20 protein-coding genes and 1 tRNA gene are annotated in these 18,087 nt (G+C 33.2%); 10 read left to right on the forward strand and 11 right to left on the reverse strand.

Going from position 1 to position 18,087, the window contains the following annotated elements; genetic code table 11:
• A complete protein-coding gene (locus Q0050_RS01975; RefSeq protein WP_298392147.1) occupies positions 1 to 855 on the reverse strand; it encodes a DUF2911 domain-containing protein in 855 nt (284 codons plus the stop codon).
• A 145-nt stretch (positions 856 to 1,000) separates the two neighbouring features.
• Here Q0050_RS01975 and Q0050_RS01980 point away from each other — a divergent pair, with 145 nt between their 5' ends.
• The 3 genes from Q0050_RS01980 (at position 1,001) to Q0050_RS01990 (ending at position 3,631) form a co-directional block, all read left to right on the forward strand.
• Complete coding sequence (locus Q0050_RS01980; RefSeq protein ID WP_298392149.1) at positions 1,001 to 1,468, forward strand: SRPBCC family protein; 468 nt, start codon at positions 1,001 to 1,003, stop codon at positions 1,466 to 1,468.
• A gap of 54 nt (positions 1,469 to 1,522) precedes the next feature.
• Complete coding sequence (locus Q0050_RS01985; protein ID WP_298392151.1) at positions 1,523 to 2,221, forward strand: SDR family NAD(P)-dependent oxidoreductase; 699 nt, start codon at positions 1,523 to 1,525, stop codon at positions 2,219 to 2,221.
• A gap of 123 nt (positions 2,222 to 2,344) precedes the next feature.
• Positions 2,345 to 3,631 (forward strand): deoxyribodipyrimidine photo-lyase, encoded by a 1,287-nt coding sequence (locus Q0050_RS01990; RefSeq protein ID WP_298392153.1) that lies wholly within the window; start codon positions 2,345 to 2,347, stop codon positions 3,629 to 3,631.
• A gap of 31 nt (positions 3,632 to 3,662) precedes the next feature.
• Here the strand turns inward: Q0050_RS01990 and Q0050_RS01995 are convergent, their stop codons facing one another.
• From Q0050_RS01995 to Q0050_RS02010, 4 genes are all read right to left on the reverse strand, one after another.
• Positions 3,663 to 4,322, reverse strand: coding sequence for an HAD family phosphatase (locus tag Q0050_RS01995; protein WP_298392155.1), 660 nt, complete (start codon positions 4,320 to 4,322; stop codon positions 3,663 to 3,665).
• Between the two features lie 79 nt (positions 4,323 to 4,401).
• Positions 4,402 to 5,118: a tRNA threonylcarbamoyladenosine dehydratase gene (locus Q0050_RS02000; protein WP_298392157.1), complete on the reverse strand. Its 717-nt coding sequence runs from the start codon at positions 5,116 to 5,118 to the stop codon at positions 4,402 to 4,404.
• 21 nt (positions 5,119 to 5,139) lie between these two features.
• Positions 5,140 to 5,793 (reverse strand): TatD family hydrolase, encoded by a 654-nt coding sequence (locus Q0050_RS02005; RefSeq protein ID WP_298392159.1) that lies wholly within the window; start codon positions 5,791 to 5,793, stop codon positions 5,140 to 5,142.
• A complete protein-coding gene (locus tag Q0050_RS02010; RefSeq protein ID WP_298392161.1) occupies positions 5,793 to 6,392 on the reverse strand; it encodes a DUF1684 domain-containing protein in 600 nt (199 codons plus the stop codon). Before Q0050_RS02010 ends, Q0050_RS02005 begins: the two co-directional genes overlap by 1 nt.
• 94 nt (positions 6,393 to 6,486) lie before the next feature.
• On the opposite strand from Q0050_RS02010, the gene Q0050_RS02015 reads away from it, so the two are divergent.
• On the forward strand, positions 6,487 to 7,713 hold the full coding sequence (locus Q0050_RS02015) for an MFS transporter (protein WP_298392162.1): 1,227 nt from the start codon (positions 6,487 to 6,489) through the stop codon (positions 7,711 to 7,713).
• 72 nt (positions 7,714 to 7,785) lie between these two features.
• Here Q0050_RS02015 and Q0050_RS02020 read toward each other — a convergent pair whose 3' ends face one another.
• Positions 7,786 to 8,355 carry a hypothetical protein gene (locus Q0050_RS02020; protein WP_298392164.1) on the reverse strand — a complete coding sequence of 190 codons (570 nt, stop codon included), beginning with the start codon at positions 8,353 to 8,355 and terminating at the stop codon, positions 7,786 to 7,788.
• 193 nt (positions 8,356 to 8,548) lie between these two features.
• Here Q0050_RS02020 and Q0050_RS02025 point away from each other — a divergent pair, with 193 nt between their 5' ends.
• The 5 genes from Q0050_RS02025 (at position 8,549) to Q0050_RS02045 (ending at position 11,959) form a co-directional block, all read left to right on the forward strand.
• Positions 8,549 to 8,908, forward strand: coding sequence for a BlaI/MecI/CopY family transcriptional regulator (locus Q0050_RS02025; protein WP_298392166.1), 360 nt, complete (start codon positions 8,549 to 8,551; stop codon positions 8,906 to 8,908).
• 23 nt (positions 8,909 to 8,931) lie between these two features.
• Positions 8,932 to 10,137, forward strand: coding sequence for a M56 family metallopeptidase (locus tag Q0050_RS02030; RefSeq protein WP_298392168.1), 1,206 nt, complete (start codon positions 8,932 to 8,934; stop codon positions 10,135 to 10,137).
• A 54-nt stretch (positions 10,138 to 10,191) separates the two neighbouring features.
• Positions 10,192 to 10,719 carry a hypothetical protein gene (locus Q0050_RS02035; protein ID WP_298392170.1) on the forward strand — a complete coding sequence of 176 codons (528 nt, stop codon included), beginning with the start codon at positions 10,192 to 10,194 and terminating at the stop codon, positions 10,717 to 10,719.
• A 97-nt stretch (positions 10,720 to 10,816) separates the two neighbouring features.
• Positions 10,817 to 11,719: a hypothetical protein gene (locus Q0050_RS02040; RefSeq protein ID WP_298392172.1), complete on the forward strand. Its 903-nt coding sequence runs from the start codon at positions 10,817 to 10,819 to the stop codon at positions 11,717 to 11,719.
• A 99-nt stretch (positions 11,720 to 11,818) separates the two neighbouring features.
• The gene (locus Q0050_RS02045) at positions 11,819 to 11,959 is read left to right on the forward strand and encodes an SsrA-binding protein (protein WP_298392174.1); all 141 of its coding nucleotides are present in this window, start codon (positions 11,819 to 11,821) and stop codon (positions 11,957 to 11,959) included.
• A 15-nt stretch (positions 11,960 to 11,974) separates the two neighbouring features.
• On the opposite strand, the gene Q0050_RS02050 is transcribed toward Q0050_RS02045, so the two are convergent.
• Complete coding sequence (locus Q0050_RS02050) at positions 11,975 to 12,487, reverse strand: adenine phosphoribosyltransferase (protein WP_298392176.1); 513 nt, start codon at positions 12,485 to 12,487, stop codon at positions 11,975 to 11,977.
• Positions 12,488 to 12,558: 71 nt separating this feature from the next.
• Here Q0050_RS02050 and Q0050_RS02055 point away from each other — a divergent pair.
• Positions 12,559 to 12,632: transfer RNA gene (locus Q0050_RS02055), tRNA-Arg, on the forward strand.
• A gap of 668 nt (positions 12,633 to 13,300) precedes the next feature.
• Here Q0050_RS02055 and Q0050_RS02060 read toward each other — a convergent pair.
• From Q0050_RS02060 to Q0050_RS02075, 4 genes are read right to left on the reverse strand one after another with little or no spacing between them, the layout of a single operon-like run.
• Positions 13,301 to 14,575 (reverse strand): cellulase family glycosylhydrolase, encoded by a 1,275-nt coding sequence (locus Q0050_RS02060; RefSeq protein ID WP_298392178.1) that lies wholly within the window; start codon positions 14,573 to 14,575, stop codon positions 13,301 to 13,303.
• Between the two features lie 6 nt (positions 14,576 to 14,581).
• The gene (locus tag Q0050_RS02065; protein ID WP_298392180.1) at positions 14,582 to 15,808 is read right to left on the reverse strand and encodes a glycoside hydrolase family 26 protein; all 1,227 of its coding nucleotides are present in this window, start codon (positions 15,806 to 15,808) and stop codon (positions 14,582 to 14,584) included.
• Positions 15,809 to 15,834: 26 nt separating this feature from the next.
• The gene (locus tag Q0050_RS02070) at positions 15,835 to 16,869 is read right to left on the reverse strand and encodes a hypothetical protein (RefSeq protein ID WP_298392182.1); all 1,035 of its coding nucleotides are present in this window, start codon (positions 16,867 to 16,869) and stop codon (positions 15,835 to 15,837) included.
• Between the two features lie 5 nt (positions 16,870 to 16,874).
• Positions 16,875 to 18,080, reverse strand: coding sequence for an AGE family epimerase/isomerase (locus Q0050_RS02075; RefSeq protein WP_298392184.1), 1,206 nt, complete (start codon positions 18,078 to 18,080; stop codon positions 16,875 to 16,877).
• Positions 18,081 to 18,087: the final 7 nt, after the last annotated feature.

An 18,087-nucleotide genomic window follows, 5' to 3' on the forward strand; every position in this document is an offset into this window, starting at 1 on the left:
TTATTTTTTGCTCCATTCTTTAATACTATCGTTATTCATTTTTACATAGTCCTGATTACCTTCTTTTTCAGCACCAGCTAATGATAATTTTGCAGTTTCTATTGCACCTTTTTTATCACCTAATTTTCCTTGAATTAAAGATTTTAAACGCAAGTGCCAAAACGGAACATCTTCACCAGCTTTAACCATTGAAACCGCTTTGTTTACATATTCTAAAGCTTTGTTTAAATCACCATTAGATTGATAGAAATACTGCGCTGATGAAAAATAATCACCTGCTGTTGGACCAGCTAATACTTTTGCAATACTCGCCATCGCAGCTTTTTGAGTTGGTACTTCAAATTTTACAGATACCATAGTTTTTTCCCAAGAAATATCTAAAGTTGCGCTATCATTAGTAACATTGTTAATTCCGATTGTAAACGTTTCTACATTATTATTCAAAACTACAGGATCAACATTTAAACTAACAGCCACTTTGTTTACATCATAATTTTCTGGTAAACCCCAATTGTCAGTACTTGTGTAAAGAATAACTTCCCACATATCGGCTTTAGGTAAAGTAAAAATAGCATATTTTCCTTTTTTTACCGTCGTTCCGTTAATAACTACATCATCGCTAAAAGAAATAGTTGAATTGGCATTTGCACCTGTTCTCCATAATTTTCCAAAAGGAACTAAATCACCAAAAACAACTCTTCCTTTAGAGCTTGGTCTTGAATAATCTACAGTAACATCAGTCAAACCAACTACTTGATTTAAAACCGATTTTGGACTTGGTTGAGGCGTTTTTACTTGCGCTTCTACAGCTAAATTAGCAATGGCAATAGCCAATAAAATAAATATTTTTCTCATAAGTATTGTTTTAGAATCCCAAAATTACAAATTGTATCGGCTTCAAATGTTAATATAAACTTAAATGATGTTATTTTTTGTTTAATGATTATTCAATTTTATTAAACATTTATTACTTTTACATCAAAATTAATAATTCATCAAAATGAAAATATACCGATTACATACCAAACAAAATTTACCAATTTCAATTGACGAAGCTTGGGATTTACTAAGTGATCCTAAAAATCTTCAAAAAATAACACCTGATTATATGGATTTTAAAATACTTTCAGGTGCTGATAGACCAATGTTTCCCGGACAAATTATTCAATATATCGTTACACCTGTTTTAGGAATTCCTGCTAAATGGGTAACCGAAATCACACACGTTGTAGACAAAAAATATTTTGTTGACGAGCAACGTTTTGGTCCATACGCTTTATGGCATCACAAACATTTTATCAAAGAAATTCCGGGTGGCGTTGAAATGGAAGATATTGTAGATTATAAAGTGCCTATGGGAATTTTAGGTCAATTGGTACATCCGTTTATAGTGAAACCAAAGTTGAATGAAATTTTTGAATACCGCAGAAAAAAATTAATCGAAATGTTCGGAGAATTTGAAAAATAGCATTCGATACAAATAGATAAAAACAATAAATACCAGACTAAACACCTATCATAAATGAAAAATATATTACTTATTGGCGGTTCTTATGGAATTGGATTAGCCATTGCGAAAGAATTACAATACGACAACAAAATTTACATTGCATCTAGAACAAAGGAAGAAATTGGCGATATGCACGTAACACACATTCCATTTGATGCTACAACTGATACCTTGGATACCTCTTTATTGCCTGCAGTTTTGGACGGATTAGTTTATTGTCCAGGAAGCATTAATCTACGTCCGTTCAAAGGATTGAAAATCGATGCTTTTGAAAATGATTTACAAATCAATTTCTTAAATTTAGTAAAAGTTTTACAGACCGTTTTGCCTAATTTAACAGCGTCTAACCAGTCAAGTGTTGTATTGTTTAGCACGGTTGCAGCAACAATGGGAATGCCATTTCACACCAGCGTATCAGCTTCTAAAGGTGCAATCGAAGGCTTTGCAAAAGCTCTTGCAGCGGAATATGCCCCTAAAATTAGGGTTAACGTAATTGCTCCTTCTTTAACCGATACACCATTAGCAAACAAATTCTTAAACTCAGAGGAGAAAAAAGAAAAATCAGCTGCGAGAAATCCGCTAAAAAAAGTAGGAACTTCAGAAGATGTTGCACAAATGGCTAGCTTTTTATTAAGTGAAAAAAGTAACTGGATTTCAGGTCAAATTTTTCACGTTGACGGAGGAATGTCAACCTTATTAGTTAACGGATAAAAAATAAATTAACTACAAAACGCTATAAATCTTCTGATAAAAGTTGAAATAGATTTTTAAATTTGATTTTTGAAGTTGATTTTTGAAGTTGATTTTTGATTTTGATTTTTGAAAAAAATAATTATGAATATATTCTGGTTCCGCCGCGATTTGCGCCTTGATGATAATGTTGGTTTGTTTCACGCACTAAACGATGCTGAAGAAGTGCTTCCTATTTTTATATTTGATGAATCGATTCTGTCACAACTTTCTAAAGACGATGCACGCGTTACTTTCATTCATCAACAATTAGAACAAATTCAAAACCAACTTCAAAAAATTGGTAAATCATTAGCCGTTTTTTATGGAAAACCTTTAGAAGTTTATCAAAAAATACTATCTGAAAATTCAATTAAATCCGTTTATACTAATAATGATTATGAACCTTATGCGCGCAAACGTGATTTGGATTTATATCATTTATTTAAAGAGCATAATGTCGAATTTAAAACCAGTAAAGACCAAGTTATTTTTGAAAAAAGCGAAGTAGTTAAAGACGACGGAACACCTTATGTTGTTTATACACCGTATTCTAACAAATGGAAAGAAAACTTCAAGAAGATTCAACTTTTAAACTATAACTCAGAAGATTTTTTATCTAAAATAGCACTTCACTCCTACCCATTTTTAAGTTTATCAGATATTGGTTTTGAAGCTTCGTCAATAAAGGTAACTCCATTTGATATCTCAAATAGTTTAATCGATAATTATGAAGCTACTCGTAATTTCCCAGCGTTAAACAAGACTTCTTATCTTGGAATTTACCTCCGATTTGGAGCAGTTTCCATCAGAAAAATGGTTAGTAAAGCACTTGAAAGCAAAAACGAAACGTTTTTAAAGGAATTAATTTGGAGGGAATTTTTTATGCAAATTTTGTGGCATTTTCCGCACACTAATAAATCTAGTTTCCGACCAAAATACGACGAAATTAAATGGGAAAACAACGAAGAACTTTTTAAAAAATGGTGCGCCGGAAAAACAGGTTACCCTTTTGTTGATGCCGGAATGCGCGAATTAAATAAAACCGGCCACATGCACAACCGTGTGCGAATGATTGTAGCAAGTTTTTTATGCAAACATTTACTAATCGACTGGCGTTGGGGCGAAACGTATTTTGCTTCTAGATTATTAGATTATGAACAAGCGAGCAATGTTGGAAATTGGCAATGGGCAGCAGGAAGCGGCGTTGATGCAGCACCTTATTTCAGAATTTTCAATCCAACCGAGCAAATCAAGAAATTTGATAAAGAACTAAAATACATCAAAAAATGGATTCCAGAATTGGAAACACAATACTATCCAGCTCCAATTGTAGATCATAAAGAAGCTAGAGAAAAATGCTTAAAAGTTTATAAAGAAGCTGTTGGGTAAAGATAAAACGTCTTAGTAGGTTTCTAGAATCCTAAACTGAAATCATTCTAATCTTCTCAAAACTAAGCTCATTGAAATGAGTAATTACTTTATCGGCTTTAGCATAATCTTGCATTTTAGAATGAAAACTATCATAACCAATGCAATAAATTCCCGCTGATTTTGCAGCTTGAATACCATTGGTACTATCTTCAATTACAATACAATGTTCTACAGCAGTTTGGGCCAATTCAGCAGCTTTTAGGAATATCGCCGGATGTGGTTTAGACTTCGGAAAATCTTCACCCGAAACTTTAAAAGTAAAGTATTGATGCAAATTAAAGCGATTAAAAATTCGTTCAATAGTTTCATTAGCCGATGATGAAGCCAAAACCAATTGCATTCCGTTACTATGCAAGTCCTTGATTAAGTGTTCAACGCCATCCAACAAAAATAAATCTTCTTTATTGTCAAAAGCTGCATTAAAAAAATCTCGTTTGGCTCTAACGAGTGTTTCGATGCTTTCCTCCAATCCAAAATGTGCTTTGATAATGGTGTAAGTATTCTTAGTAGAACTTCCTGTAAAAGACGCATACATTTCAGGAGAAACATCAATATTTAATTGCTTAAAATGCTGATTATAGGCATAATGATGCACGGGTTCCGTATCAACAATTACACCATCCATATCAAAAATTACGGTTTGTATCATTTTTTTGGTTTTTAAGTTTATGAGGTTAAAAGTTTATAAGGTTTGGAATTTTATTTTAAACTCCTAAACATTTAAACTTCTAAACTTTCTTAATTATTGATCGAATCACAGTTTCAGCCATATGCAAACCAAAAAGTCCTGGCATATAACTATTTGTACCGTAAAATGATTTTTTAAAATTAGAACCATCCGTCATTTTCAAACTGCTTTCGTCCTGAATCTCTGATGAAAAAACTACTTTTAATTTGTCGATTTTGTATTCCTTTAATCGTCTTCTAATGGTTTTTGCAAACATACAGTTTACTGTTGAAGTGATATCAGCAACTTTCACTTTGGAAGCTTCCATTTTTCCGCCTGCGCCCATCGATGAAATTATTTTGACACGTTTGCGCTTGGCACCAACAATCAAATTCAATTTAGGGGTAACACTATCAATGCAATCCAAAACGTAATCGTATTTTTCTTCCACAATTTCGAAAGCACGTTCTGGAGATAAAAATTCTTTAACTTTCGTCAAATTTAACTCTGGATTTATGTCCATTAATCGATCGCCAACAACATCAATTTTTGTCATTCCAACCGTTGAATGCAATGCTGGCAACTGTCGATTTATATTGGTAATATCAACTACATCACCATCAACAATGGTTAAATTTCCAACTCCAGCACGAGCCAAAAATTCGGCCGCAAAAGAGCCAACACCTCCAACGCCAACTACCAAAACATTGGCGTTTTTTAAATTATTTAATCCTTCAGCTTTAAAAAGTAATTCTGCACGTTCTTGCCACTTTGCCATTTTAATATTAAATTTTTGATATTAGATTTTAGATTTGAAAACAGTACTGAAATTTAAATTTACAATTTCAATCAACTCCTCCATTTTTATATTTTTATATTTTGCTGCTATACTATAAACTTGTTCTAATGATTCTTCGATTGTATCGGTTTCTAGAAAAAATCGATCATTTGGAACCGACTTGAAAACTAGTTCTAATTCCGGATTTCTAAGTAAATATTTTCCAAAAGACAAATAAAATCCATTGTCAATTAACTGCTTTGCTACTTGTTGATTTTTAGAAAATCCGTGTATGATTATCGGAACTGTTATTTTTAATCGTTTTTTTATCGCAAGTAATTCATCAAATGCTGCCACTAGATGCAATACCAACGGCTTTTGATATTTTTCTGCCAACGCTATTTGCTGTTCAAAAACTTCTATTTGTAATGCCATCGGAACTTCAATTCGTTTGTCTAATCCGCATTCACCCAAAGCCAAACATGCAGATAGTTGCAACTTCGCTTCAATGATTTTTAAATCACTTTCTAATCGGTTTTCATCTATATACCAAGGATGAATTCCAATAGAATACTGCGGAATCGTCGCGTCAAATTCCCAAGGATATTGATTTACTAATTCGAGAATTTCTGGAGTGTTTGTGAATTTATGGGTATGTAAATTGAAAAATTTCATTAATCGTGAAACTTTTTTACACCAGCCAAAATAGCAACAGTCAAATCGTTTTCCAAAGGTACAATCGGGCAAGAATACTTGTGATTATATGCACAATACGGATTGTAAGCTTTATTGAAATCAATTTTCCAAGTAGTGCCTTTTTGAATTCTTAAATCTACATAACGTCCACCAATATAACTTTCTTTACCCGAAGTTAAATCAGAAAAAGGAAGGAATAAATAATCATCAAATCCTGGTTTTTTTATCAAATCAATATTCTGATAAACATTCAACTTACAAGCAACACCATCGATTGTGAAATGCAATTCGCCATATTTTTTATACTCTGGAAGTCGCGAAGTTGACGTTTTCATTTTAAAAACTTTCTCTTTTTTGGTTCTAATAAATTGCGCTTCAACAATAAATTTGTCATTTATCGGAAAAAAATCTAAGGCCTTGAAAGTTTTTAAATCTTCTTCCATTAACGGACTTTTATCTTTATCGGCATACTCAATATTGAGATTTTCTTGAAACTCAACCGAGGTTTCAAGCGTTTTATCTTGAGCACTCGTTATTAAAAAACTTGAAATAAGCAGCAAAGAGAATAACTTTTTCATCAGAATATTTTTTACAAAAATAGTTCAAAAGTTGTTATGCTACAAAGGACTAAAGCCACAAAGTTTTATACCTTTGCAAAATAAGAAAAGTTGCATGTTAAAAAACGCCATCCGCAAATATTTAGACAATTTTAGAGGTTTTTCAAGGGAAGTTTGGATACTTACTTTGATCACTTTTATCAATCGTGCTGGAACAATGGTGTTGCCGTTTTTATCAAAATACTTGAAAGAAGATTTAGGATTTTCTTACCTGCAAATCGGAAATATTTTGTTTTGGTTTGGCGTTGGTTCAATGGTGGGTTCGTGGCTTGGCGGAAAATTATCTGATAAAATCGGATTTTATAGGATAATGATTTTCAGTCTTTTAGTAAGTGGAATGATGTTTTTCGGATTGCAATTTATTACCAACTACACCGGACTTTGTATCGCTATATTCTTAATTATGGTAGTGGCCGATATGTTTCGTCCTGCAATGTTTGTGTCACTTGGCGCTTATGCCAAACCTGAAAACAGAACAAGAGCATTAACATTGGTAAGACTCGCAATCAATCTCGGATTTGCAGCCGGACCAGCTTTGGGTGGATTAATCATTATGTCTATTGGTTACAAAGGATTATTTTGGGCCGATGGTGCAACGTGCATCGTTGCGATTTTAATTTTTTGGATTTTAGTAAAAGAAAAGAAAAAACCAGCCGAATCTAAAGAATCAAAAGCACTTTTGGAAGCCAACAGGCCATCGGTTTTTAAAGACAAGCCGTTCTGGATTTTCTTATTTATGTGTGTGATTACTGGCGTATTATTTTTTCAATTATTCACCACAATTCCGCTATATCATAAAGAACAATTTAATCTTACAGAACTTCAAACCGGTTTACTTTTAACCTTAAACGGTGTTTTAGTATTCTTTATGGAAATGCCAATCGTTAGTTACATCGAACGTAATAAATTAAATAAAGTTAAAATAGTATCCATAGGTTGTTTCTTTATGGCTATAAGTTTATTTTTAATGTTAGTAAATTTTTGGGCCGGAATTCTAATCATCATGATGCTCTTTATGACTTTTGCCGAAATGTTTGCTTTTCCGTTTTCAAATTCTTTTGCATTAAGTCGCGCACCCAAAGGTCACGAAGGTCGGTATATGGCGATTTTCACAATGAGTTTCAGTGCTGCACACATTCTAAGTGCTAAAATCGGAATGGGAATTGTTGCCGCTTTTGGCTATCAAATGAACTGGCTGTTTATGGGAATTCTCGGACTAATTGGTACGGCAGCTGGTTTCTATGTAATGCGATTGGTAGCGGAAGAAAAAGTTGCGGTTTAACAATTTACTATTGACGTCGAGAGCTTCAGACTACAGTAATTTTGTAGAATATATAAATTAACAATTCAAAATCTACAAAAACTTTCTTCTTATTTCTTGGAAAGATTGATTAGAATGTATCATTTCCTCAATGATTTCTTGTCTTAAATTGTCAATATTACCTTCGTTTAGATATTTTGCCCAAGCGGTTTCTTCAAATAGAGTGCGGATTTGTTTGATTAATTTTGTTGTTTCTGAAGATGATCTTAAAACTTTATCGGAAGAATAATTGGAACTTTGTTTGTGATAAAAGTTGACCGTTGTAGACTCATAATCTGCTTCAAGAAAGTAAATCTTTTCTACATCATTATCGGAATAAAAATCAGACCAATTAGCGTACCCGAGTTTCGTTCTATTGGAATTGGGCACTTCGACTGCGCTCAGTGTGACAGCAGAATTTGAAACTAATCTCCATTTGCAATTAGCTACTCTACTCCAATGGTTGGACAAACGATACACGCCATTTTCAACAAAATAATAACAACTACCTGATTTGCTTTTGTAATGCATTTTCAAATCTTTGATAGCATCCAAATCAACTTCATTGAAAATACAAAAAGTGTATTTGTGAAAATTGGTTTTATTATAGTTCTTGGTAGTCATCACTTTAATTATTGAAACAAAAGTAACTAATTATTTTTTAGAACAAAATCTATTAATAGTTTGATTTTACTGCGTTTGTCTTATCTTTAAAATAAAAACAAAAAAGAGCAAACGTTAAATTTAGTTATATAACTATAAAAATAGTTGTGTAACTAAAAATATAGTTATATGTTTGTCGTATAAAATTATCAAAATGCAAAAGTTAACCAACAAAGAAGAAGAGATTATGCACATTTTATGGAAGCTAAAAAAGGCTTTCGTAAAAGAAGTGATGGCAGAAATAACGGAAGAACAGCCACATTACAACACGCTTTCAACCATCATAAGAAACTTAGAGGATAAAGGATATGTAAGTCACAATGCCTTCGGAAATACGCATCAATATTATCCGATTATTGCCTTAGAGGATTACAGAAAAGAATTTATGAGTACGGCAATTGAGAACTATTTTGACAATTCTTATAAAAATATGGTTTCCTTTTTTGCAGAAGAAGAAAAAATTTCGGCTGAAGAATTACGTGAGATTTTGGCGATCATCGAAAATAAAAAATAATTACAAAATAAAGAAGTAATAGTATGGAAGAACTTGTAACCTACCTTTTAAAATCAAGCGGATTGTTGGCAGCCTTCTTTCTTGCCTATTACTTTTTGTTAAGAAAAGAAACTTTTTTCACTAGCAATCGATGGTTTTTGCTTTCGGGTTTGGCCACTTCCATCCTATTGCCTTTATTTTTTATTACTAAAATCGTTTATGTTGCAAGCCAAAAAGTGACTGTGCCTATGGTTTTAGAAAGTACTAATCAACCAATTATCATCAACGATGGTTCTGCTACTATTCCAGAAAGTATAGATTGGTTTCAAATTATACTTTTAGCCTACGTAATTGTTACTTCGTTCCTACTTCTAAAAATGATTTTGGACATTTTTTCGCTGGCAAAATTGATAAGAAAACAGCCATATACAAAAGAAGATAACCTATCCTACATAAATATCAATCAAAACATTGCACCTTTTTCTTTCTTCAATTACATTGTTTTCAATTCCAATTTATATTCTAAACAAGAGTTAGAAAGTATTTTGTTGCATGAGAAAATCCACAGTCAAGAAAAACATTCGATTGATGTTTTGGTAGCCAAGCTATTTACGATTGTTTTTTGGTTCAATCCATTAATTTGGTTGTATCAAAAAGCCATAATTCAGAATTTAGAATACATTGCTGATAGTAAGGCAATTCAAAATATAGAAGACAAAAAGTGTTATCAAATGGCACTTTTAAAAGTAGTTTCTCATCAAAACTGCTTGCCCATCACCAATCATTTTTATCAATCATTAATCAAAAAACGAATCGTTATGTTAAACAAAAATCAATCCAAAAAAAGAAACATTTGGAAGTACAGCCTCATACTTCCTGTAATTATTGCTTTCGTGTTTTTATTTCAAATAAAAGTCGTAGCGCAAGAGAAAGAACCAAATAGATCCATAATTGATTTAACTTGGACTAAAAATTCATCTGACAAAGAATTAAAAGAAGATGCTAAAAATGCTAGTAACGTAGTAAATTTTGATTTTACAAAAATCGAAAGAAACAGCAAAAATGAAATTACATCGATTACCATTTCTTATAAAGATAATCTTGGTAATGAAGACACGTCAACTTTTAAGAATAAAAACGGAATAAATCCGATACATTTTGTGCGAGATATTGATGAAAATGGAAAAGGTCAGATTGGGTATTATAATGTAGAAACTAATGAAATGTTATCAAAAGAAAATGAAAAATAAGAATCGATCTACAACTCACACTTTGAAAGTGATACAAAAGATAAATTAGATCGTTTGTTTATCATTAATGGCAAATCTTACACAAAAGATGACTTAAAAGGAAAAAATATTGCCATTGTTGATGGAAGTATTATTAAAGTAGATTCGAAAGAGGCGGTACAAAAATACGGTCAAAGAGCTAAAGATGGCGCTGTAATTTTTCAAGGCGAAACAAAAATAATTGACAATGTACTGGATACTAACTATCCACTTCCGCCAACACCTCCAACACCTCCAACATTTGCAATGCCTAAAATGGATTTTCCTAATTTACCAAAAGCACCAAAATCACCATCGGGAACGCCATTAACGAACGAAAAAGAGTGGAAAAAATTTGAAAAAAAAATGGCAGAATTTGAGGAAAAAATGAAAACACTTGAACCAAAAATTGAAGCCTATACGAAGGAAATGATGAATATTGAAGAATTAATGAAACCGTTTGAAGCTGAAATGAAATCTTACGAAGAAAAAATGGAATTATATGAAATTGAAATGAAAAAGCTCCTTGAAAAAAAAGAAATAGAACAGGGTTCAAAAAAATAAAAACGTTAAAAAATTGCAAATCTCTTTCCGTTGAAATAGACATCTTTATAAATTTGTTTGAGAATTATAGCAATCAACAAATCAAATAACAAATTTTATGAAAACACAATTTAGAAACTTTGCTTTGGTCCTTTCTGCATTATTTGCGTTTCTTTTCAATCCGAACGCTACTGTGGCGCAACAAAAACCTTATACTTTGTACGATCAAACCAACAGTGATGATGTTGTAATGACTTGGAACAAAAGTACGCCTGAGAGCGAAATGAAAGACGACGTTAAAGCGCTTGGCGAATTGGGAATCACCATCAAATATTCGGGTGTTAAACGTAACGCTAAAGCTGAAATTACGGCTATCAAAGTAGAATATTCAGATAGAAAAGGAAATAAAGGGAAGTTAGAATTGGATAATGCCAACCCAATTGCAACCATTAAGTTTTTTAAACAAGGTGAAACTATAGGTTTTGGTGAAGCATCTAACGGAAATGACATCTTTGCCGGAAACCCACTGATGGGCGGTTTTGCTGGTGCAGATGATTTAATAAAACGTTTCAACTTTGGTGGAGACAAAAACGGACAATCGTTTAGTTTTTCAGATGACTTAAAGTTCGGTGATGCTGAAACCAGAATTATGATTCAAAAAGACGGTAAAAAACCTCTAGTTTTTAAAAATGGTGAAGTAGTTGAAGGTGGCGATGATTACACGCCGGAAGAAATTGAAGAAATCAGAAAAAGTTCTAAAATAGAATTCTCTGGAAAATCAGAAGATGGTTTATTTGACAAACAATATGATTTTAGAAGTCCTGAAGGTTTACAAAACTTCAAAAAACAAATGGATGAAATGAAATCGTCTTTCGGAACAACTAAAACCGAAGATTTAGACAAAACCAAAGAAGAAATGCTGAAAGCCAAAGAAGAAATGATAAAAGCCAAAGAAGAACTAGAAAAAGCAAGAAAAGAAATTGAAAAGTCGAAAACGACAACAAAAACAAAAAAAACATAATCAAAAGACCGCTCTTAATGAAGCGGTCTTTTTTTTATTCGCTGCCTGAGGCTCTCAAAGGCAACGAATAAAAAAAAAACTATCTTTGCAAAAAAAATAATGTTTAAAGTACTAGCTAAAATCAACAAACTACTTCTACCGAGTTTTACCAAACAGCGAGTAGATTTGGCAAAAGCTAAAAAATGGCAGATGGCACTTATCGCCTACCGTTATTATGTAACTACAAGAGCTTTAAAGTAAAATAGCGCGTTGCATTTAATAAGTTATAGCCGCAAAAACTTCATTGCTACCGAGTTTATCTCTGCCGTTTAAAAAGGATAATTCCATCAAGAAATTGCATTGTACTATGGTTCCACCCAAACGTTCTACAAGTTCACAAACGGCTTTTGCTGTTCCACCAGTAGCCAAAACATCATCGTGGATTAACACGCGATCGCCTTTTTGAATAGCATCTGTGTGAATTTCAAGGGTATCCGTACCATATTCTAAATCATAAGAAGCCGAAATGGTTTCAAATGGTAATTTATTAGGTTTACGTACCGGAATAAAACCTACATTTAGCGCTTCGGCTAAAAGAATTCCGAAAAAGAAACCGCGACTTTCTACACCAATTACCTTATCGATTTTTTTATCTTTTAGAGTTGAAAGCAATAAATCTAGAGTTTCTTTCCTTGCAATTGGGTTATTTAGTAACGGAGTGATGTCTTTAAACAAAATTCCTGGCTTCGGAAAATCCTGAATATCACGTATGTATTTTTTTAGTGGCATATTTTTTAAATTTAATCGTCATTTTGATTTGCAAGTTACACATTTATCTTTATATTTGCACCCACAAAAAAGGCCTCGTGGCGCAACTGAATAGCGCATCTGATTACGGCTCAGAAGGTTACTGGTTTGAATCCAGTCGAGGTCACGAATGAATACTGTTTAAAACAAAAAAATCGCTAAGCTTGCTTAAGCGATTTTTTTGTTTTAAACAGTATTTTCAAAGCGGAGCTTTGAAGGATGTTGCACAGCAAAATCCAGTCGAGGTCACTTAAGAAGAAAAAGCTCTGACGCAAGTCAGGGCTTTTTTTGTATCCAATTTTACTCTTGAGCTCGCTCAAAAAAGTAAAATTGTATACAAAAAAAATAGTTTTTAAATCGCAGATTGAAAAAAGCATTTCATTTCCACTACGGAGCTAAATCTTGAACAACGAAGTTAATCCCTATCGCGCGGATTTGCAATCCGTGCCACAAAATTTTGTCAATATTTTAAACCATTTACGATAACCTAATATTGATATAAGCGTGTAAAAACATCTATTCATCCAACAGTTGTGATTGTGATAAAATAGCATTCTTCAGATGCTGTGGCTTTATATTTTGTTGACTATGGCGTACATTTGAATAACAAATATAAAAAAACTAAAACTTTTTTTGTTGTAGTGTAGTGGTTTAATATTTTATGTGGGCACGGAATTAAATTTCGCGCAATCTAATGTGAAACATATTTAACAGTCGGATGTTCAGCAATACTTACAAGACAATTGTAAAAAATTGTATTTATAAAAATAAAAAATCGTTTCACACACTTCTACGCTACTTTTGAATTTTCAAATTAAAAGCCTTTATCAAATTCATAGTAGAAGTCTCTTCTGAGAATACCGAATTCAAACCTTGTGGTTCTTGCGGCGGATCAGTTGTGAAATCAATACCAACTTTCCATTTTCCGTCGTTAGGATTGTTTTTTGCTAGTCCGGCGTAACCCCAAAAGTTTAAGGCTACAAAAGGTTCGTTGTTTGAAATAGCTTGTACTAATCGTTCGAAAACAGCTTTGTAAAATTGATTTCTAAATTCTACCGAAGCATTTCTATCCAAACTTTCTTGACTTCTTGGGTAACCAAATTCTTCCAAAATAATTGGTTTTTGCAATCTTTTGGCGACTTCAATATGTTCGTCGATGTAGGCAATTGTTTTTTCAATAGCAACAGGTGTTGAACCTTTTTCGTCTTCCATTTTATACCAACCCCAATTTTTTGGCCAAATGTGCATCGTTAAATAATCGATATTTTTATTAACGTGTGTACGTTCAAAAGTAGGCAAATCGTCGTTTGAACCTGCTTTACCTTCCGAACCAGTGGTGATTAAATGGTTTTTATCCAAACGATTAATTTCATCCACAGTTTCGTTAAACCATTTGGTAAAGGCCGCTTCATTTTCTTTAGTGAAAACACGTGGTTCGTTGGCAACTTCCCAAGCCATAATTGCTTTGTCTTCGGTATATTTCTTTTTGGTATATGAATTGGTTCTTCCGATAATGAATTGGATGTGCTTTTTGAAATCGTCTTTGCAAGGTTCACACGAATGAAATTGCGATGTAAAATTCATAAATTGAGGCCAAGTATTAGGCGCAATATTCGGATTAGGAACTTTTCCATAACCGTTCCATTCCAAGTATTTTGCCATTCCGCCAGACCATTCCCAGTTGTTGTTTAAATATAATATGGCGTTTAAATTACGCTTACCCATTTCGGCTAAAACATAATCCAAACCATCCAATAATTCTTGATTGTATTTTCCTTTTTCGGTTTGTAATGCTGGCATAACTGTAAAATCTTGATCGCCACCTTCAGCGCCAACCAAAATTCTCAGATTGGTAATTCCGTTGGCTTTCAACTCATCTAATTCTTTTAACAATCGTGTTCTATCGCCGTTTTTAGCACCAATCATCGCACCATACCAATAATTAGTTCCGATGAAATTATAGGGTTTGCCTTCTTTGATAAACTTAGAATCTTTGACAGAAATAAATTTTTGAGACGAACAAGAGGTTGTAAAAACGAGTATAAAAGCAAGAAGAATATATTTTTTCATATAAATTTAATTAGGCAAAACGTACATACTAGGCAACGTATTTTGTAAAACGGATTTAGGTTTGGTAACAAAACTGTTGAAATCGGCTGCATTGCTATTCGATGGCGTTGGCACATAATAACCGCCATTGCCGTTATTCCAAAACATAACAAAGGCTAATTGCACATTGTTTTTGGTCATTGCATCATAAAGATATAAGGAAAACCAATTAGGAACTGCCGGAGTTGTACTGGTGACACGATAACCGGTTTCGGTCAAAGCAGCAATTTTATTTTTCTCAATAGCTAAATCAGATAAGTATTTTAATTTAGTATTTGCATTATTAGATCCTGCAGTTCCTTGATTATTGAAATCACCATAATTATCCATTCCCAAAACATCTACATAACCATCGCCTGGATAACGCGACAAATAAGAAGTAGCCGTTGTATAAGTATTATCAGGCGAAAACGAATATAATACATTATGAACGTTTTTAGTGTTTTTCAAATAATCTACAGTAAACTGAAATACCGTTTTGTACTCTTGAGGCGAACAATAATTTGCACCCCACCAAAACCAACTGCCATCAAACTCGTGAAAAGGTCGGAAGATTACAGGAATTAATTTATTATTGTTATCTCTCAAGTTAGAAAGTACCGAAGCGACCTTATCTAATTTTAATTTGTACCAATCGTGCTTTGCACCACCAGGCAAAATACTTCTAAAAGCAGTGCTTTTTTGCTCCGCTGTCATATCGGCTGCATAAAAACTATCTTCATTATTTGGTTCACGCAAATGCCAACAAAAGATGTTAATCATTCCTTTAGCATAAGCTTCTTTGGTATCGTCAATAATGATATTTTCTTGTTGATAAAACCAGTTGCTAGCTTGACCATTATTGCTTTTGTCGGTAATAAACATAAAATCAGAACCCAAAAGTGCAGGATCGCTTCCAGTTGTTTTTTTAATATCAGAAGCGCCACTTGCACCGTAAAAAGCATTGAAAGCATCTTGTTGACCGATAGCAAATTTAGTTTGAGATAATTTACGTAAATTGTAAAAAAGTGCAACCGTTTCTTCTGTGGCATTTTGGTCAACCATAAAAGTTCTAACATTTTGCGGTGTAACTGGATCGGCAACTAAAACTGGCGGATTCACTGCTGGTGTTTCGGAAGTTGTGCCGTCGTCTTTAGAACACGAAGTCAGTGTCAAAACTGCTACCGTTATAATAGAAATATAAAATGTTTTCATAGCAATTTTTGTTATTTATTAAATTATTATTGGAAACTCACCTTAACATCGTCAGTATATAATGTGCCTGATGCAAAACCCAAAGCAAGCATAATTCTGTATTTTTTAGTTCCTTTTGGAAGCGGAAATGTTTTAGTGTAAAAAGTCCAATCGGTTGTTCCTGTTACAAAGGTTACACTTTGGTCGTCACTGGTTTTTTGATTATCATTTCCGGTGAATTCTACATTTAATAATCCGTTATTCCAAGTGTCTTTTCCTTGTTGGATGTTATCTGATTTTAACCAACTCGAAATCGTAATAGAAGTTACATTTTGTGCAACATCAGCAATTTGATCAATTCCTGTCCAATCGAAAGTTGCAGAATTCAATACTAAAGACGATTTTCCTTCTTTGAAAATTGTGGTGGAAGTTACTGCAGTTCCGCGCCACGAGTTAATACCGTTTTCAAAAGTTCCGTTAGTTAATTCGATGGGTTTATTTTCGAAAGTACCAGAAATAACCGTTGGCATTCGACTAGCATTTTCTGCTTCAGTAATTTTATTTAATTCTTCTTGCGAGATGGCAATTGCTTTAATTTCGTCAAACAAAATAGTTCCGCTGGTTTGACCTAAAGCCAACATAATTCGAAATTTAGACGCTGAAGTTGGAACCTTAATGGTTTTTTTATAAAACGTCCAAGGTGTTGTTTCTAAAACCGAAGCAACGTTTTCATTCTGAATTCCTTTCTCGCCAGCATTTAAAAACTCGACGTCAAATTTTCCGGTGTTCCAAGCATTTTTGCCTTTTTCAATAGCATCCGATTTTATCCAACCACTGAATTCAATAGCGGCTGTATTTTTCGGAATACTAATAATTTGATCGATGGCTTTCCATTCTGCACCAGTATATTGTGTAATTATTGCGCTTGCTTTTCCAGCTTTTTTATCAAATGTTGATAATTGCGCCACATCACCACGCCAATTGTTGAGCTCCATTTCAAATCCACCATTTACTACTAGATTTTTTTGAGCATAGGAAGTCAGATTTACTACTAAAAGGAATAATACAATTATTTTTCTCATAGGTTTTATGTTGACAAACGTTTAATCAATTCTAAGCAAGCGCGTGAATTGTGATAGGGACATTTCCAGAAACCAGCTTTGTCTTTTTCGATTTTAGAATAATCTCTATTTATTCCCCAAATCCATTCGCCGTTTTCTTTATCAAGAATGTATTTTTGTACAAACTCGAAGTTCTTTTCAGTGATTTTAAGATAGTCGATGTCTTTGGTCAATTGCCAAGCGTTTATCATTCCAATCCACAATTCGGACTGTGGCCACCAGTGCTTTTCGGCAATTAATTCATTTTTTTCGGGATCCAATTCATACCATAATCCGCCATCAACGTCAAGACCTTCTTTGGTAACTTTTGCCATTTCTACGGCGTATTTTTGGTATTTCTCAATCAAATCTTGGTCTTCAATCACTTCGGCGCACCATTGTAATAACCAAGCCGCTTCAATATCGTGACCATACGAAATTACATCTGGTTTTTCTACCCAATTTTCATTGAAAAACAGTTTTAAATGCCAAGAATTTTTATCAATAAAATAAATGCTAATTACGTAAAGCAGTTTTTTTATTTTGTCTTTCAGTTCTAAATAGGGCCAAACTTGATAGAGATTAGCATAAGCTTCCACAATATGCAAATGGGTATTCATTGTTTTCTTTTCGTTCGCATCTTTATCGCTCAAACGCAAATCATCGATGGGTTGCCAATCGCGTGTAAAGGCTTCGAAGTAGCCTTCGTTTTCTTTATCGTAACTGTATTTTTCTATTATATTATACAGATTTATTGCTAGTTGTAAAGCTTCTTGATTTTGAGAAATTTTGTAAAATTCGGTTAATCCATAAATGGTAAAAGCCAACGCATAAATTTGATTTTTGGTGTCTTTTGGAGTTCCATCGTGGTTTACAGACCAGAAGATTCCGGCAAATTCTTTATCATAAAAATAGTTGTTGATGTACTGAAAAGCTCTTTCGGCAATAGCCAAATGATTCGGATTTTTAGTTACAGGATAAGCTGCAGAAAACGACCAAAGAATTCTGGCATTTAATACCGAACCTTTGTCAGCCAATTCATTTTTGACTTCATTAAAATCAATTTCACCAATAAAACCACCAAACTTTTCGTCGATGGCATTGGTTTCCCAATAGTCCAAAATCGAATGCAACTCAGCGCTGATTTTAGCTAAAAAAGTCGTGAAATTTATGGATTCCTTTTCAAAAATCATTTTGCAA

The organism is Flavobacterium sp. (genome assembly GCF_027483985.1).
Lineage (GTDB): Bacteria > Bacteroidota > Bacteroidia > Flavobacteriales > Flavobacteriaceae > Flavobacterium.

Bases quoted from the DNA above. Each gene is read 5' to 3' on its own strand.
- Q0050_RS02000 (WP_298392157.1), bottom strand. From the start codon at position 5,118: ATGGCAAAGTGGCAAGAACGTGCAGAATTACTTTTTAAAGCTGAAGGA.
- Q0050_RS02040 (WP_298392172.1), top strand. From the start codon at position 10,817: ATGAAAACACAATTTAGAAACTTTGCTTTGGTCCTTTCTGCATTATTT.
- Q0050_RS01975 (WP_298392147.1), bottom strand. From the start codon at position 855: ATGAGAAAAATATTTATTTTATTGGCTATTGCCATTGCTAATTTAGCT.
- Q0050_RS01995 (WP_298392155.1), bottom strand. From the start codon at position 4,322: ATGATACAAACCGTAATTTTTGATATGGATGGTGTAATTGTTGATACG.
- Q0050_RS02020 (WP_298392164.1), bottom strand. From the start codon at position 8,355: ATGACTACCAAGAACTATAATAAAACCAATTTTCACAAATACACTTTT.
- Q0050_RS01985 (WP_298392151.1), top strand. From the start codon at position 1,523: ATGAAAAATATATTACTTATTGGCGGTTCTTATGGAATTGGATTAGCC.
- Q0050_RS02045 (WP_298392174.1), top strand. From the start codon at position 11,819: ATGTTTAAAGTACTAGCTAAAATCAACAAACTACTTCTACCGAGTTTT.
- Q0050_RS02025 (WP_298392166.1), top strand. From the start codon at position 8,549: ATGCAAAAGTTAACCAACAAAGAAGAAGAGATTATGCACATTTTATGG.
- Q0050_RS02005 (WP_298392159.1), bottom strand. From the start codon at position 5,793: ATGAAATTTTTCAATTTACATACCCATAAATTCACAAACACTCCAGAA.
- Q0050_RS02060 (WP_298392178.1), bottom strand. From the start codon at position 14,575: ATGAAAAAATATATTCTTCTTGCTTTTATACTCGTTTTTACAACCTCT.
- Q0050_RS02075 (WP_298392184.1), bottom strand. From the start codon at position 18,080: ATGATTTTTGAAAAGGAATCCATAAATTTCACGACTTTTTTAGCTAAA.
- Q0050_RS02050 (WP_298392176.1), bottom strand. From the start codon at position 12,487: ATGCCACTAAAAAAATACATACGTGATATTCAGGATTTTCCGAAGCCA.
- Q0050_RS02010 (WP_298392161.1), bottom strand. From the start codon at position 6,392: ATGAAAAAGTTATTCTCTTTGCTGCTTATTTCAAGTTTTTTAATAACG.
- Q0050_RS02070 (WP_298392182.1), bottom strand. From the start codon at position 16,869: ATGAGAAAAATAATTGTATTATTCCTTTTAGTAGTAAATCTGACTTCC.
- Q0050_RS01980 (WP_298392149.1), top strand. From the start codon at position 1,001: ATGAAAATATACCGATTACATACCAAACAAAATTTACCAATTTCAATT.
- Q0050_RS02030 (WP_298392168.1), top strand. From the start codon at position 8,932: ATGGAAGAACTTGTAACCTACCTTTTAAAATCAAGCGGATTGTTGGCA.
- Q0050_RS01990 (WP_298392153.1), top strand. From the start codon at position 2,345: ATGAATATATTCTGGTTCCGCCGCGATTTGCGCCTTGATGATAATGTT.
- Q0050_RS02065 (WP_298392180.1), bottom strand. From the start codon at position 15,808: ATGAAAACATTTTATATTTCTATTATAACGGTAGCAGTTTTGACACTG.
- Q0050_RS02015 (WP_298392162.1), top strand. From the start codon at position 6,487: ATGTTAAAAAACGCCATCCGCAAATATTTAGACAATTTTAGAGGTTTT.